Source organism: Afifella marina DSM 2698 (assembly GCF_900102695.1).
In the GTDB taxonomy this organism is placed as follows: domain Bacteria; phylum Pseudomonadota; class Alphaproteobacteria; order Rhizobiales; family Afifellaceae; genus Afifella; species Afifella marina.
On sequence record NZ_FMVW01000002.1, the window covers coordinates 183,998 to 209,000 of the forward strand.

At 65.3% G+C, this 25,003-nt stretch carries 20 protein-coding genes; 5 read left to right on the top strand and 15 right to left on the bottom strand.

Going from position 1 to position 25,003, the window contains the following annotated elements; all coding sequences use genetic code 11:
* The first annotated feature begins 8 nt into the window (after positions 1 to 8).
* The gene (locus BLP76_RS05630; protein ID WP_170130493.1) at positions 9 to 1,670 is read left to right on the top strand and encodes a methyl-accepting chemotaxis protein; all 1,662 of its coding nucleotides are present in this window, start codon (positions 9 to 11) and stop codon (positions 1,668 to 1,670) included.
* 283 nt (positions 1,671 to 1,953) lie between these two features.
* On the opposite strand, the gene BLP76_RS05635 is transcribed toward BLP76_RS05630, so the two are convergent.
* The 5 genes from BLP76_RS05635 to BLP76_RS05655 form a co-directional block, all read right to left on the bottom strand.
* A complete protein-coding gene (locus BLP76_RS05635; protein ID WP_092810465.1) occupies positions 1,954 to 2,925 on the bottom strand; it encodes a branched-chain amino acid ABC transporter permease in 972 nt (323 codons plus the stop codon).
* The gene (locus BLP76_RS05640; protein WP_092810467.1) at positions 2,922 to 3,812 is read right to left on the bottom strand and encodes a branched-chain amino acid ABC transporter permease; all 891 of its coding nucleotides are present in this window, start codon (positions 3,810 to 3,812) and stop codon (positions 2,922 to 2,924) included. Before BLP76_RS05640 ends, BLP76_RS05635 begins: the two co-directional genes overlap by 4 nt.
* 82 nt (positions 3,813 to 3,894) lie before the next feature.
* Complete coding sequence (locus BLP76_RS05645; RefSeq protein WP_420867625.1) at positions 3,895 to 5,109, bottom strand: ABC transporter substrate-binding protein; 1,215 nt, start codon at positions 5,107 to 5,109, stop codon at positions 3,895 to 3,897.
* 56 nt (positions 5,110 to 5,165) lie between these two features.
* Positions 5,166 to 5,879: an ABC transporter ATP-binding protein gene (locus BLP76_RS05650; RefSeq protein ID WP_092810471.1), complete on the bottom strand. Its 714-nt coding sequence runs from the start codon at positions 5,877 to 5,879 to the stop codon at positions 5,166 to 5,168.
* Positions 5,876 to 6,637: an ABC transporter ATP-binding protein gene (locus BLP76_RS05655; protein WP_092810473.1), complete on the bottom strand. Its 762-nt coding sequence runs from the start codon at positions 6,635 to 6,637 to the stop codon at positions 5,876 to 5,878. Before BLP76_RS05655 ends, BLP76_RS05650 begins: the two co-directional genes overlap by 4 nt.
* 473 nt (positions 6,638 to 7,110) lie before the next feature.
* On the opposite strand from BLP76_RS05655, the gene BLP76_RS05660 reads away from it, so the two are divergent.
* The 4 genes from BLP76_RS05660 (at position 7,111) to BLP76_RS05675 (ending at position 10,488) form a co-directional block, all read left to right on the top strand.
* On the top strand, positions 7,111 to 7,464 hold the full coding sequence (locus BLP76_RS05660) for a ribbon-helix-helix domain-containing protein (protein ID WP_092811318.1): 354 nt from the start codon (positions 7,111 to 7,113) through the stop codon (positions 7,462 to 7,464).
* 341 nt (positions 7,465 to 7,805) lie between these two features.
* Positions 7,806 to 8,201 (top strand): VOC family protein, encoded by a 396-nt coding sequence (locus BLP76_RS05665; RefSeq protein ID WP_092810475.1) that lies wholly within the window; start codon positions 7,806 to 7,808, stop codon positions 8,199 to 8,201.
* Positions 8,202 to 8,301: 100 nt separating this feature from the next.
* Positions 8,302 to 8,826: a Twin-arginine translocation pathway signal gene (locus BLP76_RS05670; RefSeq protein ID WP_092810477.1), complete on the top strand. Its 525-nt coding sequence runs from the start codon at positions 8,302 to 8,304 to the stop codon at positions 8,824 to 8,826.
* A 93-nt stretch (positions 8,827 to 8,919) separates the two neighbouring features.
* Positions 8,920 to 10,488 carry a GMC family oxidoreductase gene (locus BLP76_RS05675; RefSeq protein WP_092810479.1) on the top strand — a complete coding sequence of 523 codons (1,569 nt, stop codon included), beginning with the start codon at positions 8,920 to 8,922 and terminating at the stop codon, positions 10,486 to 10,488.
* 123 nt (positions 10,489 to 10,611) lie between these two features.
* Here BLP76_RS05675 and BLP76_RS05680 read toward each other — a convergent pair whose 3' ends face one another.
* The 10 genes from BLP76_RS05680 to BLP76_RS05725 all read right to left on the bottom strand — a co-directional run bounded on the left by BLP76_RS05680 (position 10,612) and on the right by BLP76_RS05725 (position 24,784).
* Complete coding sequence (locus BLP76_RS05680; RefSeq protein ID WP_092810481.1) at positions 10,612 to 10,839, bottom strand: formate dehydrogenase subunit delta; 228 nt, start codon at positions 10,837 to 10,839, stop codon at positions 10,612 to 10,614.
* Complete coding sequence (fdhD, locus tag BLP76_RS05685; RefSeq protein WP_092810483.1) at positions 10,829 to 11,668, bottom strand: formate dehydrogenase accessory sulfurtransferase FdhD; 840 nt, start codon at positions 11,666 to 11,668, stop codon at positions 10,829 to 10,831. The genes BLP76_RS05680 and fdhD overlap by 11 nt, the downstream gene beginning before the upstream one ends.
* Positions 11,669 to 11,678: 10 nt before the next feature.
* The gene (gene fdhF, locus BLP76_RS05690; protein WP_092810485.1) at positions 11,679 to 14,558 is read right to left on the bottom strand and encodes a formate dehydrogenase subunit alpha; all 2,880 of its coding nucleotides are present in this window, start codon (positions 14,556 to 14,558) and stop codon (positions 11,679 to 11,681) included.
* Positions 14,559 to 14,576: 18 nt separating this feature from the next.
* On the bottom strand, positions 14,577 to 16,139 hold the full coding sequence (locus BLP76_RS05695) for a formate dehydrogenase beta subunit (RefSeq protein ID WP_092810487.1): 1,563 nt from the start codon (positions 16,137 to 16,139) through the stop codon (positions 14,577 to 14,579).
* Positions 16,136 to 16,615: a formate dehydrogenase subunit gamma gene (locus tag BLP76_RS05700; RefSeq protein ID WP_092810490.1), complete on the bottom strand. Its 480-nt coding sequence runs from the start codon at positions 16,613 to 16,615 to the stop codon at positions 16,136 to 16,138. The genes BLP76_RS05695 and BLP76_RS05700 overlap by 4 nt, the downstream gene beginning before the upstream one ends.
* A gap of 121 nt (positions 16,616 to 16,736) precedes the next feature.
* A complete protein-coding gene (locus BLP76_RS05705; protein WP_092810492.1) occupies positions 16,737 to 17,648 on the bottom strand; it encodes a LysR family transcriptional regulator in 912 nt (303 codons plus the stop codon).
* A gap of 183 nt (positions 17,649 to 17,831) precedes the next feature.
* The gene (locus BLP76_RS05710) at positions 17,832 to 19,562 is read right to left on the bottom strand and encodes an OFA family MFS transporter (protein WP_092810494.1); all 1,731 of its coding nucleotides are present in this window, start codon (positions 19,560 to 19,562) and stop codon (positions 17,832 to 17,834) included.
* 324 nt (positions 19,563 to 19,886) lie between these two features.
* On the bottom strand, positions 19,887 to 21,947 hold the full coding sequence (locus BLP76_RS05715; RefSeq protein WP_092810496.1) for a sensor histidine kinase: 2,061 nt from the start codon (positions 21,945 to 21,947) through the stop codon (positions 19,887 to 19,889).
* A 15-nt stretch (positions 21,948 to 21,962) separates the two neighbouring features.
* Positions 21,963 to 23,381, bottom strand: coding sequence for a sigma-54-dependent transcriptional regulator (locus tag BLP76_RS05720; RefSeq protein WP_092810498.1), 1,419 nt, complete (start codon positions 23,379 to 23,381; stop codon positions 21,963 to 21,965).
* Between the two features lie 179 nt (positions 23,382 to 23,560).
* A complete protein-coding gene (locus BLP76_RS05725; RefSeq protein ID WP_092810500.1) occupies positions 23,561 to 24,784 on the bottom strand; it encodes an ROK family transcriptional regulator in 1,224 nt (407 codons plus the stop codon).
* Between the last annotated feature and the right edge of the window lie 219 nt (positions 24,785 to 25,003).

Sequence of the window (25,003 nt, forward strand, 5' to 3'; positions counted from 1 at the left end):
ATATGTCCGTGACACTGAAAGCAATCCTGGCCTTCACGGTTTTGACCGTGATCGGCCTCGTGCTCAATATCGTCATCTATCTGCAGGCGGTCGAGGCCGAACACGCAGTCGCCAATTACGGCGAACTTCAGACTTCGATCATCGAGATCGGCGAGCTTGAAAGCTTGATCGACGACCAGGCCGTCGGCCTCAAAAACTTCCTCCTGACCGGCAACCGCGACTGGGTTGAGAGGGTCGAGGCGAAACGGGCCGATACCGAAGCCCTGGCGGCGCGGATCGAGCCGCTGCTCGCCCATCTCGATGTCGCCGACAATGTCGGGGACGCCATGACGGAGTGGCGCCAATGGTATGAGGATTTCGTCCTGCGCCAGATCACGCTGATGCGAGATCCGATGACCGTCGATCTCGCCAAGGCGATCGAAGCGGCCGGCAACGGGGAGGCGGCCTTCCGGGCGATCAAAGCGGATATCAAGACGAGCCTTGCAGAGCTCGCCGAGCGCCAAAATGTTCTGGCGATCGCGCAGAACGGCGCCTTGTCCATGGTCGAGACCGTTGCGATCATCAGCGCCGCAATTAGCGCGCTCTGCGCCGTTCTCTTCGGCATCTTCAACCATCTGAGCGTCGTACGTCCGCTCGGCAATCTCGCGAAGGTCACCCAGGATCTCTCCGAGGGCCACACGGATGTAACGATCACGGAAGTGAAGCGCGCCGACGAGATCGGACGGATGCACAACGCGCTGTCCGTCTTCCGGGCGAGCCTGGTGCGGGCGCGAGAGCTTGAGAGCGCCGCTGCCGAAGAGCGCGAGACCGCGAACCGGCAGCGCCGCGAAGCGATGCTGCGCCTCGCCGACGAGTTCGAGGCGTCGGTTCTCAGCCTCTCCGGCGAGATCAGCGCCGCCTCGCAGCAGCTGGAGGAGACGGCCGGTCTTCTGCAGGAGGTTTCGAGCTCCACGAGCGAGCAGTCTCTAACTGTGTCGTCGGCGGCGGAACAGGCGACCAACAATGTGCAGACGGTGGCCAGCGCCACGGAGGAATTGTCCGCCTCCACGCGCGACATCAGTGCCCAGATCGAGGCCTCCTCGAAGGTTGCCCGCACGGCGGCCGACGAGGTGGAGCGCTCGAGCCAGGCGGTCGACGGGCTCAATGCCGTCGTGCGGCGGATCGGCGACGTCACCAAGCTCATCACCGATATCGCTTCGCAGACCAATCTTCTGGCACTCAATGCCACGATAGAGGCGGCGCGGGCCGGCGAGGCGGGCAAGGGCTTTGCGGTCGTTGCCGCCGAGGTGAAGGCTCTCGCCGAACAGACGGCCAAGGCGACGGAGGAGATCAACCGCCAGATCGGCGATATCCGCTCAGCGGCGGACATTTCCATCGAAGCCACTCGCTCGATCGCGGAAATGGTGCGCGACATTGCCGAGCGGTCCGACGATATCGCGACGTCGACCGAGCAGCAGAATGCCGCCACGACCGAGATCGCTCAAAACATCACCGAAGCCGCATCCGGCACGCAGGAGGTCAGTGCCTCGATCAGCAAAGTGTCGGAATCGGCGATGCGGACCGGCGATGCGAGCAACGAGCTGCGCAAATCGGTCGGCGATCTCGACCAGCGGCTCGGATCCCTGCGCGGGGCGATGAACCAGTTCCTGGAAAACGTCCGTGCCGCATAAGGCCCGACTCGGGTAAAGCTGCAGCGACATTGGAGCGGGCGTTGGCCCGCTCCGGAGCCGTCCCAGTTTCGAAAGGTTTCCTTTTCGCGTCGGCAGGGCGGTCCGGCTAGAGAGACGCAAAGCGCGATGCGGATATCGGGCAAGCGGCTCAAGGCAGCGGATCGCCGCCGACGCGAAGTCTCATCGGCCTAGGGGGTGAACCCCAAGCCCGCAATAGAGCGGTTCATCCGAGCCGCTCTATCGGCGCTTCAACATCGCGTCATCGGGCGCGTCATCGGGCGCGTCATCGGCGCGTTCGGGCCAGAATCTCGCCGACGATGCCTCTTCGGAAGGTCAGGACGCAGATGACGAAGATCGCGCCCATGACGACCGTCACCCAGGAGCCGATGGTCGACAGATAGTTCTGCAGCGCGATGACGATGCCGGCGCCTGCGACGGGTCCGAGAATGGTGCCCATGCCGCCGATCAGGGTCATCAGCACGACTTCTCCCGACATGTGCCAATTGACGTCCGTCAGGGTGGCACTCTGGAAGACGATCGCCTTCGTCGCGCCGGCAAGGCCGGTGATCGCCGCCGACATGGTGAAGGCGAGCACCTTCAGGAGCGCGACGGGATAGCCGAGCGAGATCATGCGCGGCTCGTTCTCGCGGATGCCCTTCAAGGCCTGTCCGAAGGGCGAGTGGACCGTGCGGTGGAGAACGAAGAAACCCGCGGCGAAGATCACGGCGACGAAATAATACATGGTCAGCGTGTCGCGGAGATCGATGAGCCCGAAGACCGTGCCGCGCGGAATGCCCTGGATGCCGTCCTCGCCATGGGTGAAGGGCGCCTGCAGGCAGAAGAAGAAGACCATCTGGGCGAGCGCCAGCGTGATCATGGCGAAATAGATGCCCTTCTGGCGGATGGCGATCGCCCCGAAGACGAGGCCCATGATGCCGGCCGTCAAGGTGCCGGCGGCGATGCCGAAGACGGTGCCGATGCCCCAGACCTTGACGGCGTGACCCGCCACATAGGCGGCCATGCCGAAGAAGGCGGCGTGGCCGAAGGACAGAAGCCCGACATAGCCGAGCATCAGATTGAAGGCGCAGGCGAAGAGGGCGAAGCACAGAAGCTTCATCAGGAAGATCGGATAGATGCCGAGGAAGGGCGCCACCGCGAGGGCGGCGATACCGATTGCTGCGATCAGATAGCCGGCGAGACGGTGCCTGCGGAACGTGTCGTCGCTGAGTTCGACATTGGAGGTCGTGTCGGTCATTCGCGGGGCCTCCCGAAAAGGCCGTTCGGCCGCAAGATGAGAACGATCGCCATGATGACGAAGACGACGGTGGAGGAGGCCTCCGGGTAGAAGGTCTTCGTCAGGCCTTCCACGATGCCGATGCCGAGCCCGGTGAGGATGGAGCCCAAGATGGAGCCGAGGCCGCCGATGACGACGATGGCGAAGACGACGATGATGAGATGCTGGCCCATGATCGGGCTCACCGTATAGACGGGCGCGGCGAGAACCCCGGCAAAGGCTGCCAGCGCCACGGCGAAACCGTAGGTGAGGGTCATCATCAAGGGCACGTTGATGCCGAAGGCGCGCACGAGCTCGCGGTTTTCCACCGCGGCGCGCAGATAGGCGCCGAGACGCGTGCGCTCGACGAGAAGCCAGGTGCCGATGCAGACGATGAGCGAGGCGACGATCACCCAGGCGCGGTAGGTCGGCAGGAACATGAAGCCGAGATTGTGGCCGCCGGTCAGAATTTCAGGCGGGGCGTAGGGCTGGCCGGAGACGCCGTAGAAATTGATGAAGGTGCCCTCGATGATGAGGGCGAGGCCGAAGGTCAGAAGCAGGCCGTAGAGATGGTCGAGGTCATAGAGGCGCGACAGCATGGTGCGCTCGATGACGATGCCGAAGACGCCGACGATCAAAGGGGCGACGAGGAGGCTCGGCCAGTAGCCGATGCCGAGATGATGCAACAAGAGCCAGGCGACGAAGGCGCCCATCATATAGAGCGCCCCGTGGGCGAAATTGATGACGTTCAAAACGCCGAAGATGACGGCCAGGCCGAGGCTCAACAGCGCGTAGAACGAGCCGTTGATGAGCCCGATCAGAAGCTGCCCGAACAACAGGGGCGCCGGCACACCCAGGATTTCCTGCATACGAGCCTTTCCTTGCGTGGGGGGACCTGGCGTTGGAGGAAGGCCCGGGCGGCGGTGCCGCGCCGGGCCGTTTTATGGGCGATCAGTTGCTGACGAGCTTGCAGCTGCCCTTGTCGAGCGGTTGGAAGGCCTCATCGCCCGGGATCGTCTTGACGATGTTGTAGTAATCCCACTTGCCTTCGGACTGGTCCGGGCTCTTCACCTCGACGAGATACATGTCGTGAACCATGCGGCCGTCCTCGCGGATCTTGCCGTTCTCGGCGAAGAAATCGTTGATCGGCATTTTCTTCATCTGGGTGACGACCGCTTCGCCGCCGTCATCGTCGATCTCGTCGACGGCCTTCAGGTAATGCGTGACGGCGGAATAGACGCCGGCCTGCACCATGGTCGGCTTCTGGCCGTTCATCTTCTCGGCAAAGCGGTCGGCGAATTCGCGCGTCTCGTCGGTGCGGTCCCAGTAGAAGCCCGTCGTCAGCGTCAGGCCCTGCGCGACATCGAGGCCGAGGGCGTCGACATCGGTGATGAAGCCCAGAAGGGCCGCGAGCTTCTGGCCGCCCTGGACGATGCCGAAGGAGTTCGCCTGCTTGATGGCGTTGGTGGTGTCGCCGCCGGCATTGGCGAGGCCGATGACATCGGCGCCGGAGGCCTGCGCCTGCAGCAGGAAGGAGGAGAAGTCGGAGGTGGAGAGCGGGTGATTGACCGAGCCCAGAACCTCGCCGCCATTCTCCTTCACCACGGCCGAGGTGTCCTTTTCGAGCTGATGGCCGAAGGCGTAATCGGCGGTGAGGAAGAACCAGCTCTTGCCGCCCTGTTCGACGACCGCCTTACCGGTGCCGACCGACATGGCGTAGGTGTCGTAGGTCCAGTGCACGAAGGTCGGGGCGCATTGGTCGTTGGTGAGCGCGGTCGAGCCGGCGCCGGAATCGAGGAAGGCTGTGTCCTTTTCCGAGGTCACCTGCTGCACGGCAAGGGCGACGGAGGAGGTCGGCACGTCGACGATGACGTCGACGCCGTCCTGGTCGATCCATTCGCGTGCGATCGAGGAGCCGACATCGGGCTTGTTCTGGTGGTCGGCGGAGACGACTTCGATGTCGGCGTCGCCGACCTTGCCGCCGAAATCTTCCACCGCCATGCGGGCGGCGACGACGGAGCCTTCGCCGGAGAGATCGGCATAAAGGCCGGAGCGATCGTTCAGGACGCCGATCTTGACGACGTTGTCGGAAATATCTGCCTGGGCGGCACCCACCATCGCGGCAAGTGCGGCAAGCGCGGTTGAGGCCAGTGCGACCGATTTGATGCTCATTGGGGTTCTCCTCTCGTTTGGACTTTTTATGGTTTTCCGGGCGCCGTCCGTTACACGCCCAGAAGTTCGTTGAGTTCGCCCATGCGCGTCTTGATGTCGTCACGCTGGTAACGGTCGACGACGCGGCCATGCTCGATGACGTAGTGACGATCAGCGAGCCGGGCGGCGAAATGGAAGTTCTGTTCAACCAGCAGAACGGTGAAGCCGAGCTCCTGCAGGCGGCGCACGCTGGCGCCGATCTGCTGGACGATGACGGGGGCGAGGCCTTCCGTCGGCTCGTCGAGCAGAAGGAGTTTCGCGCCGGTGCGCAGGATGCGGCCGATCGCCAGCATCTGCTGCTCGCCGCCCGACAGGCGGGTGCCGGAGGCGCCGAGAAGCCGCTCCTTCAGATTTGGAAAAAGCTCGTAGATTTCGGGGATCGGCAGGCCGCCCTTCTGCACGACGGGGGGCAGGAGAAGGTTCTCCTCCACCGTGAGGCTCGCAAAGATGCCGCGCTCTTCCGGGCAATAGGCGATGCCGCGGCGGGCGACCTTGTCGGGCTTCAGGTCGATGAGTTCCTGGTCGTCGAAGCGGATCGAGCCGGTGCGGCGTCCGACGAGGCCCATGATGGAGCGCAAGGTCGTCGTCTTGCCGGCGCCGTTGCGCCCCAGAAGGCTGACGACCTCGCCTTCGCGAACTTCGAAATCGACGCCGTGGAGGACGTGGGATTCGCCGTACCAGGCGTTGAGATCAGAGACTTCGAGGATGGTCTTGCGCACGCTCATGCCTCCGCCTCGTCGCCCGTGCCCATATAGGCCTCTCGGACCTCGGGGTTTTGTGAGACCTCGTCGTAGCTGCCCTCCGCCAGGATCTGGCCGCGCTGTAAGACCGTGATCGTGTCGGAGAGGTCGGCGACGACTTCGAGATTGTGTTCCACCATCAAGACGGTGCGGTTTTGCGCCACCTGGCGGATGAGATCGGAGACGCGGGCGATGTCCTCATGGCCCATGCCGGCCATCGGTTCGTCGAGGAGCATGACCTTCGGTTCGAGCGCCAGCGTCGTGGCGATTTCGAGCGCGCGCTTGCGGCCATAGGGCATTTCGACCGCCAGAGTGTCCGTGAACTCCGACAGGCCGACGGCTGCGAGAAGCTCGTAGGCGCGCTCGTGCAGCCGCTCCAGAACCCGGCTCGACTTCCAGAAATGGAAGGAGAGGCCGGTCGGGCGCTGCAGCGCCAGGCGGACGTTTTCGAGCGCCGTCAGATGCGGAAAGACGGCGGAGATCTGAAAGGAACGCACGAGCCCGTCGCGGGCCACGTGATGCGGCGTCGAGCGGGTGATGTCGTGGCCGGCGTAGCGGATCGTGCCCGAGCTCGGCTGCAGGAATTTGGTGATGAGGTTGAAGCAGGTCGTCTTGCCGGCGCCGTTCGGACCGATGAGGGCATGAATCGTGCCCTCACGTACCCCGAGATTGACGCCATCGACCGCCGTGAAGCCGGCAAAATACTTCGTGAGATTCTCGGTCTCGAGAATGAATTCCGACATTTCCCCGCCTGATCACAGTTGCCCAATGCGCAGCGGGTTTGCGGGGAAGCACGTCAATCCTCCCTGCGGCCCCGCCGTCTTTTGTTCACAGCAGCCGCGGAGCGGTTCTTTGTTTTATTCCGCTCGGTGCATGTTGTCGCACCGCTTTGCCTGAAACTTCAAGTCAGATCGGGCGGGCAATGCGGAGATTTTCTGAGAAACGTCGCCTGACGTAGGGGCGGGAACAGGTTTTTCTTGCGCCTGACGCGGTGTTCTCATCCGAAAGTCGTGTCTCGCAGTTGTGCCGGCAGTCGTGCCTTGCCGTGGTGCCTGGCAGGCGTGCCGGCGAGGCGCCCCGGCCGTGGCGCTCTGCGAAGTGGCAGTCCGGCAGGCGAACAAGAGAAGACGAGGCGAAACAGAAGATGCTTGTCTTCGCCGCCGCTTCCGCCGTTTACTGGGGCGCGGGAGGCGGAAACAGCGGAACGAGGTCGACGATGTGCCATCTCTTTGCGGGCATGCCCCGCGAACTCTACGACAGCGAGACCCGCTCTGTCCGGCTCTCCGGCCATGCCACCTCGATCCGGCTGGAGACGGCCTTCTGGCAGGTGCTCGAAGAGCTCGCCGCCGAGCAGGGTTTTTCGCTCGCCAAGTTTCTGACGACGCTGCACGACGAGGTGCTGGCGCTGCATGGCGAGGCACGGAACTTCTCATCGCTCCTGCGCTGCACCTGCCTCGTGCATCTGGAGCGGCGCGGCGCTGCCGCACGGCCCGACGAGGAAGCGGGGCTTGCCGCCGGCAAGACGCAGCGTCCGACGGGTGTTTCCGGCGAGGCCGTCGCGCTCGGCTGAGGCGGGAGAGGGCTACACGAGACGAGAGCCCAATCGCCCAAAACGGCCGTTTCGGGCGGAAGACGCCGGTGCGACCGGGCGAAAGCATCATTGTATTATCATGATACTACCAGCCTTCCGGGCGGGGCAGTAGACTTGCGTCTGTCAGCCGGGATGAGCTGGCGGATGAGGAAGAGGTGCGCTGCGCTGGCAATCTGGCCCGATTGGGCGCACCGACTGGGCACACCGACTGGGCACACCGATTGCCGCTGCTTGGTGTGGCGGCACGATGTGGTCCCGCGCCAGAGCCGTCCGCTTCGTCCGCCGAGCTGCCCGCTGGCGTGAGACATGAAAGGACGATTGTGGCGAAGATAATTCATATGATGATCCGCGTGGCCGAAGAGGCGCGCTCCGTCGAGTTCTACGACAAGGCATTCGGCCTGAAGGTCGCCCGACGCTTCGACTTCGACGATTTCACGCTCGTCTATCTCGCCAATGAAGAGAGCGAGTTCGAGCTGGAGCTGACTGTCAACAAGGATCAGAGCGAGCCGTATCAGCTCGGCAACGGCTACGGCCATATGGCGGTCTCCGTCGCCGATCTCGAAGGCGAGCATCAGCGCCTCGTGGCCGCTGGCCTTTCGCCCAAGGATATCAAGGCGATGGCACATGAGGGCAAAGCGCTCGCGCGGTTTTTCTTCATCGAAGATCCGGACGGCTACAAGATCGAAGTTCTGGAGCGGCAGGGCCGCTACAAGTGAGTTTGCGGGCCGGTGCCTGGCGCCGGCCCCAAACCGCGGAGACGACCGCAAAATAAGCGGCGCTCCCAATCAAGAAAAAATCCCTAGGAGGAAATGCAAGATGACGAGCCTCACACGACCGACGAGACGCGGCTTCCTGAAGGTTGGAAGCGGGCTTCTCGCCATGACGATTACGCCGGCGGGTACTGTGGTCGGGCGCGCCTGGGCGCAGATGCCCCGTTCCACAAAGCCGGAGACTTTCGCGACCCTCGTGCAGATGTCGCGCGACTGCTATCCGCACGACCAGCTCGAAGACCGCTACTATGCCAAGGCGGTCGATATCCTCGACGAGGCGGCACGCGCCTCGGAGGAAGAGCTCAACCTGCTCGAGGAAGGGGTCGCCGCGCTCGATCAATCCGCGCAGGACGCACATGGCGTCGATTACGCGGCCATCGAGAACGAGGCGGACCGGGTCGCGCTGCTTGAAGCGATCGCAGACGAGCCCTTCAAGCAAAAGGTGCGTTCGAACCTCGTCGTCGGCCTCTACAACCAGAAGGAGCTGTGGCCGATCTTCGGCTACGAAGGGGCTTCGGCGGACAAGGGCGGCTATATCGACCGCGGCTTCGACGACATCGCCTGGCTCTAGGCCGGCAGTCTCAGCGACGAAAAGCACCAAAAACAGACGGGCCCGTCCGGCTGCGCATGCGCGGCCAGCCATCGGAGTCCGGGAGGAAACGACATGCCAGCTCCTTACGACAAGAACGACGACAGCGTCGTCGTCATTATCGGCTCGGGTGCCGGTGGCGGCACGCTCGGCACGCAGCTCGCCCTCAAGGGCATCGACACGGTGATCCTGGAGGCAGGATCGCGCCACGAAACCTGGGATTTCATCAACGACGAATGGGATTCCTTCAGCCAGCTCGCCTGGAAGGACAAGCGTCTCACCTCCGGCGACTGGCGGGTGGCGAAGGATTTTCCGAACCTGCCGGCCTGGATCGTGAAGGCGGTCGGTGGTTCCTCCGTGCACTGGGCGGGCGCCTCGCTGCGCTTCCAGGAGCACGAGTTCAAGACGAAGACGCATTACGGCGAGATCGAGGGCGCGACGCTCCTCGACTGGCCGATCGATCTCGAAGAGATGGAGCCGTGGTATGCCATGGCCGAAGACCGGATGGGCGTGACACGCACCAACGGCATTCCGGGCCTGCCCGGCAACAACAACTTCAAGGTGTTGGAGGCGGGCGCCCGCAAGATCGGCTACAAGGAGGTGCATACCGGGCGCATGGCGATCAATTCCGAGCCGCGCGACGGACGGGCCTCCTGCCTGCAGATCGGCTTCTGTTTCCAGGGCTGCAAATCCGGCGCCAAATGGTCGACGCTGGTTGCGGAAATCCCGAAAGGCGAGGCGACCGGAAAGCTCGAAGTGCGGCCGGATTGCCAGGTTCTGCGCATCGAGCACAATGACGAGGGCCGCGTGACCGGCGTCGTCTATGCCGACAAAGAGGGGCGCGAGCAGCGGCAGAAGGCGCGCATCGTCTGCGTCGCCGGCAATTCGATCGAGAGCCCGCGGCTTCTCCTCAATTCGCATTCGTCGAAATTTCCGGACGGGCTGGCGAATTCCTCCGGCGAGGTCGGCCGCAATTACATGCGCCACACGACCGGCTCGGTCTATGCGATCTTCGACAAGCCGGTGCATATGTATCGCGGCACGACCATGGCCGGGATCGTGCGCGACGAGGCAAAGCACGACACCTCGCGCGGCTTTGCCGGCGGCTACGAGTTCGAGACCCTGTCGCTCGGCCTGCCGTTCATGGCGGCGTTTCTCGATCCCGGCAAATGGGGGCGGGATTTCGCCTCCGCGATGGACGGCTACCGCAACATGGCCGGCATCTGGATCGTCGGCGAGGACATGCCGCGGGCGGAAAACCGGGTCACGCTGTCAGACGAGACCGACGATTTCGGCATGCCGATCCCGGATGTGCATTTCGACGATCATCCGAACGACAACGCCATGCGCCAGCACGCCTACACCCAAGGTTCGGCGATCTATGACGCGGTCGGCGCGGTGCGCACGATCCATACGCCGCCCTATCCCTCGACGCACAATCTCGGCACCAACCGGATGAGCGAGAAGGCGCGCGACGGCGTCGTCAACCGCTATGGCCAGACGCACGACATCGACAATCTCTTCGTCTCCGACGGCTCGCAATTCACGACCGGAGCGGCGGAGAACCCGACCTTGACGATCGTGGCTTTGGCACTGCGGCAGGCGGACCACATCGCCGGGCGGATGAGCAGCGGCGAGATCTGAGACGGGGGATTTCGACGGGGGATTTCGACGGGGGATTTTGACGGGGGATTTTGACGGGGGCGCCCGGCGGGGCCGGGCGTCGGCTTTTCTGACGGTGTTCGACGAGGGCGGGTGCGCCCCCGTTCAGGCGCGTTCGGGCTTCGGCTGGCGGATCATCGGGGCGGCTTCGACGACGAGGGGGTCGAGGCCCGTGGCGCCATTTTCCAGGATCTCGAAGAGTTTTGCCCGCATGCGCGGTTCCCAGAATGAGTTGATGTGGTCGGCGACGCCGGCGGCGGCCTCGTCTTCCGGCCGGCTTTTGAAGAAGGTGGCGATCTGGTTCGCCATATAGGCGAGTTTGTCAGGCGACATGGGTGAGCCTTGCCGAGGTTTCGGGCGTGCCGGTGATGCGGTGGGGATGGGTGAAGACCTCAAAATCGCGGTCGCGGACGATGGCGACGACGGTGATGCCGGCGGCTTCCGCCATCCGCACGGCAAGTGCCGTTGGGGCGGAGACGGCAAGCAGGATCGGGCTGCCGGCGGCGGCCGCCTTCTGAACCATTTCGACGGAGACGCGGCTCGTCAGCACGATGGCGCCCTGGGCGGCCGGGAGCAGGCGGCGGGCGAGCGCGCCTGCAAGCTTGTCTAGCGCGTTGTGGCGGCCGACATCCTCGCGCACCGCGACGAGACCTTCGCCCGGAACGTAGAGGCCGGCGGCGTGCACGGCGCGGGTTGCGGCATGCAGCGGCTGGGCGCGGGAGAGCGCGCCCATGGCACGGGCGATGTCGGCCGGCGACAAGGTGAGATCGGAAGCGGGGACAACCGGCGGCTCGCGCATGGCGCCTTCCAGGCTTTCGATGCCGCAGAGCCCGCAGCCGACGGGGCCGGCAAGACGGCGGCGGCGCTCGGCGAGCTTTTCGTCCGCTTCCTCGGCCAGCATGATCTGGACGTCGATGCCGTCTTCGAGCTCGACGATGTCGATGGCGTCGATCGCCTCCGCCGTCTCGACGATGCCTTCCGTCAGGGTGAAGCCGACGGCGAAATCGACGAGATCGGCAGGGGTCGCCATCATCACCGCCTGGGTGGTGCCGCCATAGGTGAGGGCGACGGCCGTTTCTTCCGGCAGATCGCGTTCGCCCGCCCGCGCCGTGCCGAGGCGATGGGCGATGCGGGCGACCGTGTGATGGGTCTTTTGCATCATGCGCGCTCCCTCATTCGGCCGCTTCCATCGCCGGAGCGATGCGGCGCGCCTGACGGGCCTGCTCCTCGTATTCCTGCTGCCAGTCGCTCGGCCCGTTCGACAGCGCGACCTGGACGGCGGTCACCTTGTATTCCGGGCAGTTGGTGGCCCAGTCGGAGAAATCCGTGGTGATGACGTTCGCCTGCGTGCCGGGATGGTGGAAGGTCGTGTAGACGACACCCGGCGCGACGCGGTCGGTGATGCGGGCTTTCAGCGAGGTCTCGCCGGAGCGGCTTGCGAGCCGGACCCAATCGCCATCCTTGATGCCGCGCTGTTCGGCGTCGTGGGGATGGATTTCGAGGCGGTCCTCCTCATGCCAGACGGTGTTTGCCGTGCGCCGCGTCTGCGCGCCGACATTGTACTGAGTGAGGATGCGGCCGGTCGTCAAAAGGAGCGGGAAGCGCGGGCCGGTCTTTTCGTCCGTCGCCACATATTCGGTGACGACGAATTTGCCCTTGCCGCGCTGGAAGCCGCCGACATGCATGACCGGCGTGCCCGTGGGAGCCTTGTCGTTGCACGGCCATTGCACCGAGCCTTCCTTTTCCAGAAGCTCGTAGGTGACGCCGGCAAAGCTCGGCGTGGTGGCGGCGATCTCGGCCATGATCTCGCGCGGATGGGTGTAGTTCCAGCCGCAGCCGAGCGCGTTCGCCAGAAGCTGCGTCACCTCCCAATCGGCATAGCCGTTCTTCGGGGCCATGACGCGGCGGACGCGGTTGATGCGCCGCTCGGCGTTCGTAAAGGTGCCGTCCTTTTCCAGGAAGGTGGAGCCCGGCAGGAAGACATGGGCGTAATTCGCCGTCTCGTTCAGGAAGAGGTCGTGGACGACGACGCATTCCATGGCGGCGAGGCCTGCGGCGACATGCTTGGTATCGGGGTCGGATTGCAGGATGTCCTCGCCCTGGATGTAGATGCCGCGGAAAGAGCCGTCGACGGCCGCGTCGAGCATGTTCGGGATACGAAGCCCCGGCTCGTCGTCGAGCGTCACGTTCCAGAGCTTTTCGAAGATGTCGCGCGTCGCCTCGTCGGAGATGTGGCGGTAGCCCGGCAATTCGTGCGGGAAGGAGCCCATATCGCACGAGCCCTGGACGTTGTTCTGGCCGCGGAGCGGGTTCACGCCGACGCCCGGACGGCCGAGATTGCCGGTCGCCATGGCGAGGTTGGCGATGGCCATGACAGTGGTGGAGCCCTGGCTGTGTTCCGTCACGCCGAGGCCGTAATAAACCGCGCCATTGCCGCCGGTCGCATAGAGCCTGGCAGCCCCGCGGATGGCGGCGGCCGGCACGCCGGAGATTTTTTCCACCTCTTCCGGTGAGTTGCGCGGGTCGGAGACGAAGGTCGCCCAATCCTGGAACTCGTCCCAGTCGCAGCGCTCGCGGATGAAGGCCTCGTCGAAGAGGCCCTCGGTGACGACGACATGGGCGAGCGCGGTCAGGATCGCGACGTTGGAGCCCGGCTTCAGGGGCAGGTGATAGGACGCCTCGATATGCGGCGAGCGCACGAGATCGATGCGGCGCGGATCGATGACGATGAGTTTTGCGCCTTCGCGCAGCCGCTTCTTGAGGCGCGAGGCGAAGACGGGATGGCCGTCCGTCGGATTGGCGCCGATCAGGATGACGACGTCGGTCTTCTCGACGCTGTCGAAATCCTGCGTGCCGGCGGAGGTGCCAAAGGTGGTCTTGAGGCCGTAGCCGGTCGGCGAATGGCAGACGCGGGCGCAGGTATCGACATTGTTGTTGCCGAAGCCGGCGCGCACCAGCTTCTGGACGATGAAGGTCTCTTCGTTGGTGCAGCGCGAGGAGGTGATGCCGCCAAGCGCGGAGCGGCCATATTGATGCTGGATGCGGCGGAACTCCGAGGCCGTGTGGGCGAGCGCCTCCTCCCAGGAGACTTCGCGCCAGGGATCGGTGATCTTTTCGCGGATCATCGGATTGAGGATGCGGTCCTTGTGATTGGCATAGCCGTAGGCGAAGCGGCCCTTGACGCAGGAATGGCCGCGGTTCGCCTTGCCGTCCTTGTAGGGGACCATGCGGATCAGCTCTTCGCCGCGCATCTCCGCCTTGAAGGAGCAGCCGACGCCGCAATAGGCGCAGGTGGTGACGCGCGCATGCTCCGGCAGGCCGTTGTCGATCACCGACTTTTCCTGGAGCGTCGCCGTCGGGCAGGCCTGGACGCAGGCGCCGCAGGAGACGCATTCCGATGCCAGGAACGCCTCGTCCTGGCCGGCGGCGACGACGGAGCCGAAGCCGCGGCCTTCGATCGTCAGCGCGAAGGTGCCCTGCACCTCTTCGCAGGCGCGCACGCAGCGCGAACAGACGATGCATTTCGACGGGTCGAAGGTGAAATAGGGGTTGCTCTCGTCCTTCGGCCGGTAGCGCGGGTTTGCCTCGCCATTGTCGCGCGCCTTGACGTGGTTGGCGCCGTCATAGCCGTAGCGCACGTCGCGCAGGCCGACCTCGCCCGCCATGTCCTGAAGCTCGCAATCGCCGTTCGCCGCGCAGGTGAGGCAGTCGAGCGGGTGGTCGGAGATATAAAGCTCCATGACGCCGCGGCGGATCTCCTTGAGGCGCGGCGTCTGCGTGTGCACGACCATGTCGGGTGCGACCGGCGTGGTGCAGGAGGCGGGCGTGCCGCGCCGGCCCTCGATCTCGACGAGGCAAAGGCGGCAGGAGCCGAAGGATTTCACCATGTCGGTGGCGCAGAGCTTCGGTACCTGAATGCCGGCTTCGGCGGCGGCGCGCATCAGCGACGTGCCGACCGGAACGGTGACTTCAAAGCCGTCGATGGTGAGGGTCACCGCCTCTTCGGAGGTGGAGGCGGGGGTGCCGTAGTCGATTTCGTGGATGAGGCTCATCAGGGCTACTCCTCGGCTCTACTCGGCAGCTTCGGCAAAGCGGGCGGGGTGGAAATCGTCGGGGAAATGTTCGATCGCGCTCAAGACCGGGAAGGGCGTGAAGCCGCCGAGGGCGCAGAGCGAACCGAAACGCATGGTCTGGCAGAGGTCGGTCATGAGCGCGATCTGCGCCTCCGGGTCCTCGCCCGCCGCGATCTTGTCTGCGACCTCGACACCGCGCACGGAGCCGATGCGGCAGGGGGTGCACTTGCCGCAGGATTCAATCGCGCAGAATTCCATGGCGAAGCGCGCCTGCTTCAGCATGTCGACGGTGTCATCGAAGACGACGATGCCGGCATGGCCGATCAGGCCGCTCTTGGCCGTATAGGCCTCGTAATCGAAGATCGTGTCGAAGAGGGCGCGCGGGAAATAAGCGCCGAGCGGGCCGCCGACCTGCACCGCCTTGACCGGGCGGCCGCTTCTCGTGCCGCCGCCGATCTCGTCGACGAGCTCGTGCAAGGTGAGACCGAAGGCGATCTCGAAGAGGCCGCCATTCTTGACGTTGCCCGCGATCTGGATCGGGATCGTGCCGTGCGAATGGCCGACGCCGAAATCGCGGAAGAATTCCGGACCGTGGTCGAGGATCGCCGGGACGGTGGCAAGCGAGATGACGTTGTTGACCACGGTCGGGCGGCCGAGAAAGCCCTCATGGGCGGGAAGCGGCGGCTTGGCACGTACGACGCCGCGCTTGCCTTCGAGGCTGTTGAGAAGCGAGGTTTCCTCGCCGCAGACATAGGCGCCGGCGCCCATGCGGATTTCCATGTCGAAGGCATGGCCGGAGCCCAGAATGTCGGGCCCGAGAAAGCCGTGGCGGCGGGCAATCGCGATCGCGTCGCGCATCGTCGCAATCGCATGCGGGTATTCGGAGCGCGTGTAGACGTAGCCGCGCGTCGCGCCGGTGGCGAGGCCCGCGATCACCATGCCCTCGATCAGCATGAAGGGGTCGCCCTCCATGATCATGCGGTCGGAATAGGTGCCGCTGTCGCCTTCGTCGGCGTTGCAGACGATGTATTTCTGCTCGCCCTTCGCTTCCGCCACGGTCTTCCATTTGATGCCGGTCGGAAAGCCGGCGCCACCACGGCCGCGGAGGCCAGAGGCGATCATCGTTTCCACGATTTCTTCCGGCGCCATCATGACGGCGTGGCGGAGGCCCTTCAGGCCGCCATGCGCCTCGTAATCGGCCGGATCGAGCGGATCGATGATGCCGCAGCGCGCGAAGGTGAGGCGGGTCTGGCGGGCGAGGAAGGGGATTTTTTCCGTTTCGCCCTGAGCGAGCGGGTGGTCGCCGCCGGTGAGAAATCCGGCGTCGAAGAGGGAGGCGACATCTTCGGGCGCGACCGGGCCATAGGCGAGGCGGCCGTCTTCGGTCACCACCTCCACCATCGGCTCCAGGAAGAAGAGCCCGCGCGAGCCGTTGCGGATGAGGCGAATGTCGAGGCCGCGGGCCTCGGCCTCGCGGGCGATTTCGGCCGCGACCTTGTCGGCGCCGAGCGCGAGCGCGCCGGCATCGCGCGGGACGTAGACTTTCAGGGGCTCGGTCATCGCCGGGCCTCGTCGAGAAGCGGCGCGAGGCGGGTCTCGTCGAGGCGGCCGGTCACCTCGCCGTCGAGCATCGCGGCCGGGGCGCAGGAGCACAGGCCGAGGCAGTAGACGGGTTCGAGCGTGACGGCGCCGTCGGGCGTCGTCTCATGCCAGTCGATGCCGAGCGCTGAGCGGACACGGTCGGCGATCTTCTCGCCGCCCATCGACTGGCAGGCCTCGGCCCGGCAGACTTTCAGGACATGGCGGCCGGACGGGCTGTGGTGGAAATCGGGATAGAAGCTGACGACGCCATGGACTTCGGCGCGGCTCAGATTGAGGCGGTTCGCGATGACCGGCACGGCCTCTTCGGGCACGCAGCCGAACTCGTCTTGCAGATCGTGCAGGATCGGCAGGAGCGGGCCTTCGAGGGCGGCATTGGCATCGACGATCGCTGTGGCGCGGACGGCAACGTCCGCTGCGCCTGACTGGGCAGTCATTCTTCCTCCCATGGCCGGCGATTGTTTTTGCCGGATTTCTTATTGCGGCAATTTTGACGCGCGACGTCATGTCTTATCAATAGCGTTATCCCGTCGAGTGATCGGGAAAACCTATCGAGCGCTAAGCTGAAGGCCGTTTCTCTCGGGGCAGAAGCTGCGAAACCTTGCGGGCTTCTGCGAGAAGGGCGGCAAGGACCGGCGTGTGCGGCTCGCGGTAGGCGGCGACGAGGCCGATGCTTTCCACGGCCTCCGGTTCGACGATCGGGATCGCCTGCAATTGGTCGGAGGGGCCGAAGGCTTCGACGAGCCGCCAGGGCATGATGCTCGACCAGCGGCCGGTGCGCACATGCGCGAAGAGGGTGATGACGGAATTGGATTCGAGCGTCGGGTTGGCGGTGGCGCCGGCCTCGCCCATCTTCTGGTTGACGATGCGGCGGTTCTGCATATCGGGCGTCAACAGGCAGAGAGGGGCCTCCGCCACCTCCTTCCAGGTGATGCTCATCTTGCCCGCATATTGGCCGTCCGCCTGGGTCACGAAGGCGTAGCGCTCCTCGTAGAGCGGCACGGTGGTGACGCGGCCGAGCGGCTCGTTGTCGAGATAGGTGATGCCGACATCGATCTCGAGATTTTCCAGAAGCGACAGGATCTCCACGGAGGTGCGCGATAGCACCGAGAACGTGATGCCGGGATGCGCCTCGGCGAAAGGCGTCGTCAGCTCGGCGACGGCGGAGAGCGCCGTCGGGATCGCGGCGATGCGCAGATGGCCGGAGAGGCCGTAGCGCGCTGTTCGGAGATCCTCCTGCATGGAGCGGACGTCGGCGACAATGCGGCGCGCCCATTCCAGGACCCGCTGGCCTTCCGGCGTCAGCCCCTGATAGCGCGAGCCGCGGCGAACGAGCATGACGCCGAACTGATCTTCGAGCTGCTTGATGGCCGAGGAGAGCGTCGGCTGGGTGACGCGGCAATCCTCTGCGGCGCGGCCGAAATGTTTCTCGCGGGCAAGCGCGATGAACATTTCCAGCTTGTCGATCATAAGCGTCTCCCGCCGCCTTGCGGGTCTTCGGCCCGCCTGCGACCTGCCCACGATACAGGATGCGGGCGTTCTGGGAAGGCGTCCGGGCGACAGGTCCGGACGCGGGGCGGCAAAGCAGCCGGCTGCAAGGCCCGGCTATGGGCGGGAAAGAGGGCCGGGCGATGTGCCCGGCCGCAAGCTTTGTCATTCGGCAGCGGCGACGACGCGCCCTTCCACCTCTTCCGTCGTCTCGTCGATATGGTGCTTCTCGTGCACCGGACGGACGAGGGAATTGGCGATGAGCGCCAGCACCAGGAGCCCCGCCATGCAGTACATGGTGGTGTTGTAGAGGCTCGGCGTCGGATCGACCGTGCCGGCGGGGGCGATCTCCATCAGCCGTCCGATCGTCACCGTGTTGGCGGCGATCAGCTGGTCGAGCTGTTCGACGCCGGCACCGAATTTCTCCCGGAAGACCGTCGGATCGATGCGCGTGGCGAGATCGTGGATGGCATTCGACAGGGACATTTCGCGCAGCTGCGTGATGGCGAGAGGTCCGAGAACGCCCGCGGTGCTCCACGCCGTCAGAAGCCGGCCATGGATGCCGCCCACATATTTGGTGCCGAAAATGTCGGCGAGGTAGGCGGGGATGGTGGCAAAGCCGCCGCCATACATGGTGAAGATGATCATCGTTGCGGCGTAGAACATGACGAGCCACGTCACCGCCGGATCGACGCTCACCTGCTGGGCCGCGAACGGGATCGACAGGTAGAGCAGCGTGCCGAGAACGAAGAAGCAATAATAGGTGTTCTTGCGGCCGATATAGTCCGACGCCGAGGCCCACAGGAAACGGCCGACCATGTTGAAGACCGAGATCATGAAGACGTAGGTCGCCGCGAAGGCGGAATTCACGATCAAGGGCAGAGTGGTGCCAAAAATCTCCGTCATCATGGTCTTGGCGACGCCGATGACGCCGATGCCTGCCGTGACGTTGAAGCAGAGCACGATCCACAGAAGATAGAATTGCGGCGTCTTCAGCGCCTGGTCGATGTGGACGTCGTTGTCGGAGATCATCTTGCGCTGGGCGACATGCGCGGCGGCAGGCTCCCAACCGGCCGGCTTCCAGCCTTCCCGCGGCACGCGGTAGGAGAAGGAGGCGATGACCATGACGATGAAATAGATGATGCCGAGGGTGAAGAAGGTCATCGCGGCGCCGGTGTTGCCGGTGCCGGCGACGTAGATGCCGGGCTCGATGGCGACGGGCGCTGCGGCGACCTGCTTGGCGCCGGCGACGACGACCTCGACCATCTGGCCGTTGACCTCGGCCATGCGGCGGCCGCCTTCGGTGACGAGGGAGACGGCGCTTTCCGGCCCGAGATAGGTCGGGACCTCGTAGAAGGTGCGCAGCAGAAATTCCTTGATCGGGGTGGCGATCATGGCGCCGCCGCCGAAGCCCATGATGGCCATGCCGGTCGCCATGCCGCGCCGGTCCGGGAACCAGCGGATCAAAGTCGAGACGGGCGAGACATAGCCGAGGCCGAGACCGCAGCCGCCGATGACGCCGTAGCCGAGATAGACGAGCCAGAGCTGGTGGGTGACGATGCCGAGGCCGCCGACGATGAAGCCGCCGCCCCAGCAGAGTGCCGCGACGACGCCGACCATGCGCGGGCCGACCTCTTCCAGCCACTTGCCGGCGAAGGCCGCGGCAAGGCCCAGAAAGACGATGGCGACGGAGAAGATCCAGACGACGGATTGCAGGCTCCAATCGCCGGCGGAGGCGGCGACGACGCCGAATTCACGCGTCAGCGGCGGGTTGAAGATACTCCAGGCATAGACGGAGCCGATGCACAGATGGATGGCGATCGAGGCCGGCGGCACCTTCCAACGGTTGAAGTTCTCGCCGGCGACGATGTGTTCCTTCTTGAGGCTGTCGAACATGTCGCGATTTTCCCTCCCGGGCTCGCCCCGCCGTGCCGCGTGACCGCGGTCTTTCGGCAAGTGAGCGCCCCTTGTCGTTTCCTCCCTGCGCGAGCGAAGCCGCGCAGCGCCCGCCCTTTTTTTCGGCGTGGCGTGAGGAAGCTACGCAAGCGCGATGCCAGAATGGGAAAGGCGCGGAAGTGGCGGATTTCCGGGCTTTTTCGCAGGGGCGAGATGGACAAAAGGTCCCGAGGTCGGGAATTCGTCATGGAAAAAATAGGACAAATTGTCTCTGTGGCGCTGCGAGCGAGGTTGCGGGCGAGGGGCGCGTCAGGTGGGGGCGCGTCAGCGCGCTTCGGGAAGCCAGATCACGAAGACCGTGCCTTCGCCGGGCGTGCTTGAGACCGTGAGCGCGCCGCCCTGCTGGGCGATCAACGTCTGGCTGATCGACAGGCCGAGGCCGGTGCCCTCCCGGCGCTTGGTGGTGAAGAAGGGATCGAAGATCTTCGACAGAACCTCCGGGGGGATGCCGATGCCGGTGTCTTCGACCGCGATCTGAATGCCCGGCGTGGCGTCGCGATCTTCATCGGAGGTGGCGATGGTCAGCCGGCCGCCTTCGGGCATGGCGTGGATGGCGTTGACGATGAGGTTGACCAGCACCTGCTGCAGCTCGGTGCGGTTCATGAGGACGAGGCGGGTGGCGGTGTCGCGGCGTATGACCTCGATTTCCGCCTTGTTGAGGAGGTGCTGGACGAGGGGCAGGCAGTCGGCCACGACATCGGAAGGGGCGTGGCGGTCGACGAAGCCCGCATATTCCTCCGGCCTGGCGAATTGCAGGAGTTTCGTGACGATCTGGCCGATGCGGTCGATCTGTTCGTCGATGAGGCGGATCTCCGTCTCGGCCGGGACGGCCGCCTCGCCGAGGATTGACCGCACGACTTCCAGATTGCCCTGCATGACGGCGACGGGATTGTTGATTTCGTGGGCGACGCCTGCGGTGATTTCGCCGATGGCGGCGAGCTTTTCCGACATGATGAGTTGCCGGGTCGTCGCCTCGAGCTGGCGGTTCGCCTCGCTCAGCTCGCGCGTGCGTTCGGCGACGCGGGCGTTGAGCTCCTCGTTCCAGGAGCGGAGCTGCCGGTCGCGCTCCTGCACCTGGTTGAGAAGCCCGTCGAGATGGGCGGCGACGCGGGCGATCTCGTCTTCATTGTCGGGAAGGGCGGTGCGGGCGCTCATATCGCCGGCCTCGACCTTGGAGATCGTCTCCGTCATGCGCTCCAAGGGGCGGAAGACGGAGCCCGCCCAGCGCAGGAAGAGCGGCACGCTCAAGGCTGTGACGGCGGCGAAGGCGGCGATGAGGGTGAGAAGCGAAACGAGCTTGGTGCGCTGAAACGGCGCTTCCAGGAAGCCGACATAGAGCATGCCGACGCGGCGCCCAAAACTGTCGGTGATCGGCTCGTAGGCGGAGATGTACCAGTCGTTGACGACGAAGGCGCTGTCGAGCCAGACGCGGCCTTCGCCGAGAACGGCGGAACGCACGGCGGCGGAAACGCGGGTGCCGAGGGCGCGCTTGTCCTCAAAGAGGCGGACATTGGTGGAGACGCGCACATCGTCGAGGAAGAGGGTCGCTGTGCCCTGGCTGCCCGAGGGCAGGCTTTCGGCGCGGTAGACGAGGTCGTTGATCGTGTCGATGAAGACGAGGTTCTGGTTGAGGAGGAGGCCGCCGACGAGGGCGGCGGAGCCGGAAGCCGCAAGGCGCACGGGGGTTGCCGAATGCACGACCATGCCGCGGGTTTCGGCTTTTCTTTCGGTCGGCACGGCATTGGGCGTGTCGACGAGGGGAAGGCGCGCCTGCGCGGCGAGGGCCGGTGAAATGGCGGCAAGTTCGTCGCCTGAAAAGATGTCGATCGCCGTGGTGGGCTTGCCAGATAGGGCGCTTTGGACGACCGGGCTGTCGCCCGAAAGGCTCGGGCTGGCGCCTGGCGGGGAAGTGGCCCGCACGCCCTCGCCTGGGCTGACGAGATAGAGAAAATCGAGGCCGAGCGTCTTGCGGCTCTTCTCCAGATAGGCGGCGAGCGGGTCGGGCGCGCCGGCTGCGACCACGTCGCGGAATTCGGCGGAGCGGCCGAGCGCGTTGATCTCGTCGCCGGTCGTCTCGAGGATGCGGTTGAAATACTGATCGGCGATGGTGAGATCGCCATGCACCTTCGACTTCAGAAGCTGGTCGAATTTTGCGTTCCAGCGCACGATGGTGACGCCGAGAAGAAGCGGCAGGATGACGAAGGTCGGCAGGAGCGCGATCGCGAGGAGACGGAAGCGGACCGAGCGGTGCCGGCCGATTTTCTCCGGACTGGGCCGCGCAAGGCTGGACTGCGCAAGTCCGGACCGCGCCGGCTCCGACGTCATTTCAGCGGCTCCGGCTCAGATGTTCCAGGCTGAGCATTTGCGGTCGATGGTCTTGCGCGAAATGCCGAGGCGGCGGGCGGCCTCGGCGCGGTTGCCGCCGGTCGCTTCGAGGATGCGCAGGATATGGCGGCGCTCCACCTCTTCGAGCGCTTCGCCCGGCGCGCCGGCAATATCCGGGGAGGAGGCGCTTTCCGCGCCGGGGGCGGGATCGGCGCGAAATTCCGGCGGGAAGCGGCCGAGGATGAGCGAGCGTTCGATGAGGTTTCTGAGCTCGCGGACATTGCCGGGCCAGTCATAGGCGGCAAGGCCGTCACGTACGGCGGCATCGATTTCGACCGGGGGCATGCCGAGCTGCTTCGACAGGCGCTGCATGAAGAGGGTGGCGAGCTCGATCACGTCCTCGCCGCGGGCGGCGAGCGGCGGCATGGCGATCTGCATGACGTTGATGCGGTAGAAGAGATCGGTGCGGAAGCGGCCGTCCTCCACGGCGGCTTCGAGGTCGGCGTTGGTGGCGAAGATGAAGCGCACATCGACCGGCACTTCGCGCTCCGAGCCGACCGGGCGCACGCGCCGGTCTTCGATCGTGCGCAGGAGCTTGCTCTGCATGGCAAGCGGCAATTCGGCGATTTCGTCGAGGAAGAGCGTGCCGCCATGGGCGTGGATGAAGAGGCCCTCGCGGCCAGAATCGGCGCCGGTGAAGGCGCCTTTCAGGTGGCCGAAAAGCTCCGCCTCCAGCATGTCGGTCGGCATGGCGGCGCAATTGACGGCGACGAAGGGCTTGTCGGCACGCTCGGACAAGGCGTGGATGGAGCGTGCCGCCACCTCCTTGCCCGTGCCGGACTGGCCGGTGATCAGAACCGAGGTCGGCAGGGGCGCGACGCGGGCGATGGTGTCGCGCACCTCGCCGATGCCGGCGGAATGGCCGATCAGCTTGTCGCGCAGAAGCATGTGATCGGCGGTGGAGCGCAATTCGTGGCGCAGGACATGGATTTCGCGCTGCAGACGGATGCGGTCGAGGCAGCGGGCGACGGCGTTGAGGATCTGGTTGGAGCGAAAGGGTTTTAACACGAAATCGACGGCGCCGGCGCGCAGCGCCTGGATCGCCGTTTCGAGATCGGCATAGGCGGTGATCAGGATCGCATCGGCGAAGAGGCCGATCTCGCGCTGTTCCGTCAGCCATTCGACGCCGCTCTTGCCGGGCATGATGTTGTCGAGAATGACGACGTCGAAATGATGCTCGTCGAGCCTTTTGGAGGCTTCGGCGGTGTCGGCCGCCTCTTCCAGACGCTTGCAGCGGGGTTTCAGCGTGCGGACGAGAAAGTTGCGCATGCCCGGCTCGTCGTCGACGACGAGGATCGACGCCTGGGCGAGCCAGGGCCCGAATTCGGGAACGCGCGGCGCAGGCTCAACGCTGCGCGCGGCCGTGAAGCTCATGGGGCGAGACTCACGGGGGCGAGGCTCATGGGGGCGAGGCTCATGGACGGTCCTCAAGAGGGTTTCCTCGGTCTCTCCCGAGGAAGGGCCCCGAGAGAAATCGTTTTCTTGTTTGCGGCCATGATGGGCACAAGCCGGCCGGAATGCAAAGAGCCGGGGAAGGCGCGTGCGGACAGCGGCTAGTTTGCGAGTGAGGACGCGGCTTCGGCGTTGCTCTGGCGCGCGATGGTCTGGCGCACGAGGAGGTCGGTGTTGGGCGAAAAGCGCGCCTGGAGCGGCAGCATGGCAGCGCCCAGAACCCGCGCCATCGGCCCGACGGAGCCGGAGACGATCTCGGCCGGGCTGAGGCCGAGACGGTTGAAATCCTGCACGGCCTCGGCGAGATGGCCGGTGATACGGGCGCGCCAGGCCGGGGGCAGCAGGCCGTCGACCACGATCGTCTCGAAATCGATGACGCTCATGGCCGAGATGACGGCGCGCGCCATCTCCTCCGCCGCCTGCGGGGCCCAGACGTCGAAGATACGTGCCGCTCCCGGAACGTCGTCGCCGCGCAGAAGCGCCTCGCCGGCGTCGATGCCTTCCTCGGCGAAGGCCTGTTGCAGCTGGATGATGGAGGCGGTGTGGATGAGCTGCTGGGGGGCGCCCGTGGGGCTTTGATGGGCGGTGGGCATGGAGCCGATGGCGCCGGCGTTGAACTGCTCGCCGCGATAGAGCTTGCCGTCGATGACGATGCCGCCGCCGATGAAGGTGCCGAGATAAAGATAAAGCGCGCTGCGGCGGGTGACGGCGTCACCCAGGATGACTTCCGCGGCGCAGGCGGCCGTCGCGTCGTTGTGGAGGGAGGCGGGGAGGCCCGTCGCCTCCTGAAGTGCTGCGGCGACGTCGATGTCGCGCCAGGCGTCGAGCGTGCCCGGCGCCAGATCGAGCTCCGGCGCCCAGGATTCAAGCTCGCTCGGCATGGCGATGCCGAGGCCGACGACGCGCTTTCTCGACGGGGCGTCGAGGGAGGCGAGAAGACCGGTCGCCTGGGCGATGGCGAGGCGGACCGTCTCTTCGGGCAGGGGCGCATCATAGTTTTCCTGGGCCGAGGCGATCACCTCCCCCAGGAGATTGACGAGGATCGCCTCGAGGCTGCGGCGGCCGATCTTGACGCCGAGCGAAAAGGCGCCCTTCGGATTGGGGGCGATCGGGGTCGAAGGCTGGCCGACCTGGCCGCGGACCTTGTCGCGCTTGATGAGGAGACCTTCGGCCAGGAGCCGGTTGACGATGACGGAGGCGGCCTGGCCGGACAGGCCGGTCTCGCGCGCGATCTCCGCCTTCGACAAGGCGCCGGCGCGCAGGAGCGCATGGATGATCAGCCGCTCGTTGTAGGCGCGCAGCCCGGTTGTGTCTCCGCCTCGCATCTCTCCGTGCCTTTGCAGTCCTTGCGGTTTTTCCTCTTGCGGCAGGGGAGGCTAGCCGAAAGGAAATTAAAAAACCAATGTGATTTAGTTATTGACTTTAGGTGTCCGATGTGGATGGGTGCTGAGGCTATGGCTGCCGGTCAGGCGGCGTTGCGCTGCCTGCATCTTGGGGCCGGCTCGTGTGGAAGCCGCCGGTCCGAGCGCGGCGCCGCCGGCCAG

What these genes read in the sequence shown, in the direction of transcription:
- fdhD (WP_092810483.1), bottom strand. Translation starts at nt 11,668, where the DNA reads ATGATGCAAAAGACCCATCACACGGTCGCCCGCATCGCCCATCGCCTC.
- BLP76_RS05655 (WP_092810473.1), bottom strand. Translation starts at nt 6,637, where the DNA reads ATGTCGGAATTCATTCTCGAGACCGAGAATCTCACGAAGTATTTTGCC.
- BLP76_RS05650 (WP_092810471.1), bottom strand. Translation starts at nt 5,879, where the DNA reads ATGAGCGTGCGCAAGACCATCCTCGAAGTCTCTGATCTCAACGCCTGG.
- BLP76_RS05660 (WP_092811318.1), top strand. Translation starts at nt 7,111, where the DNA reads ATGTGCCATCTCTTTGCGGGCATGCCCCGCGAACTCTACGACAGCGAG.
- BLP76_RS05635 (WP_092810465.1), bottom strand. Translation starts at nt 2,925, where the DNA reads ATGACCGACACGACCTCCAATGTCGAACTCAGCGACGACACGTTCCGC.
- BLP76_RS05670 (WP_092810477.1), top strand. Translation starts at nt 8,302, where the DNA reads ATGACGAGCCTCACACGACCGACGAGACGCGGCTTCCTGAAGGTTGGA.
- BLP76_RS05725 (WP_092810500.1), bottom strand. Translation starts at nt 24,784, where the DNA reads ATGCGAGGCGGAGACACAACCGGGCTGCGCGCCTACAACGAGCGGCTG.
- BLP76_RS05675 (WP_092810479.1), top strand. Translation starts at nt 8,920, where the DNA reads ATGCCAGCTCCTTACGACAAGAACGACGACAGCGTCGTCGTCATTATC.
- fdhF (WP_092810485.1), bottom strand. Translation starts at nt 14,558, where the DNA reads ATGAGCCTCATCCACGAAATCGACTACGGCACCCCCGCCTCCACCTCC.
- BLP76_RS05640 (WP_092810467.1), bottom strand. Translation starts at nt 3,812, where the DNA reads ATGCAGGAAATCCTGGGTGTGCCGGCGCCCCTGTTGTTCGGGCAGCTT.
- BLP76_RS05710 (WP_092810494.1), bottom strand. Translation starts at nt 19,562, where the DNA reads ATGTTCGACAGCCTCAAGAAGGAACACATCGTCGCCGGCGAGAACTTC.
- BLP76_RS05715 (WP_092810496.1), bottom strand. Translation starts at nt 21,947, where the DNA reads ATGACGTCGGAGCCGGCGCGGTCCGGACTTGCGCAGTCCAGCCTTGCG.
- BLP76_RS05700 (WP_092810490.1), bottom strand. Translation starts at nt 16,615, where the DNA reads ATGACTGCCCAGTCAGGCGCAGCGGACGTTGCCGTCCGCGCCACAGCG.
- BLP76_RS05720 (WP_092810498.1), bottom strand. Translation starts at nt 23,381, where the DNA reads ATGAGCTTCACGGCCGCGCGCAGCGTTGAGCCTGCGCCGCGCGTTCCC.
- BLP76_RS05695 (WP_092810487.1), bottom strand. Translation starts at nt 16,139, where the DNA reads ATGACCGAGCCCCTGAAAGTCTACGTCCCGCGCGATGCCGGCGCGCTC.
- BLP76_RS05705 (WP_092810492.1), bottom strand. Translation starts at nt 17,648, where the DNA reads ATGATCGACAAGCTGGAAATGTTCATCGCGCTTGCCCGCGAGAAACAT.
- BLP76_RS05680 (WP_092810481.1), bottom strand. Translation starts at nt 10,839, where the DNA reads ATGTCGCCTGACAAACTCGCCTATATGGCGAACCAGATCGCCACCTTC.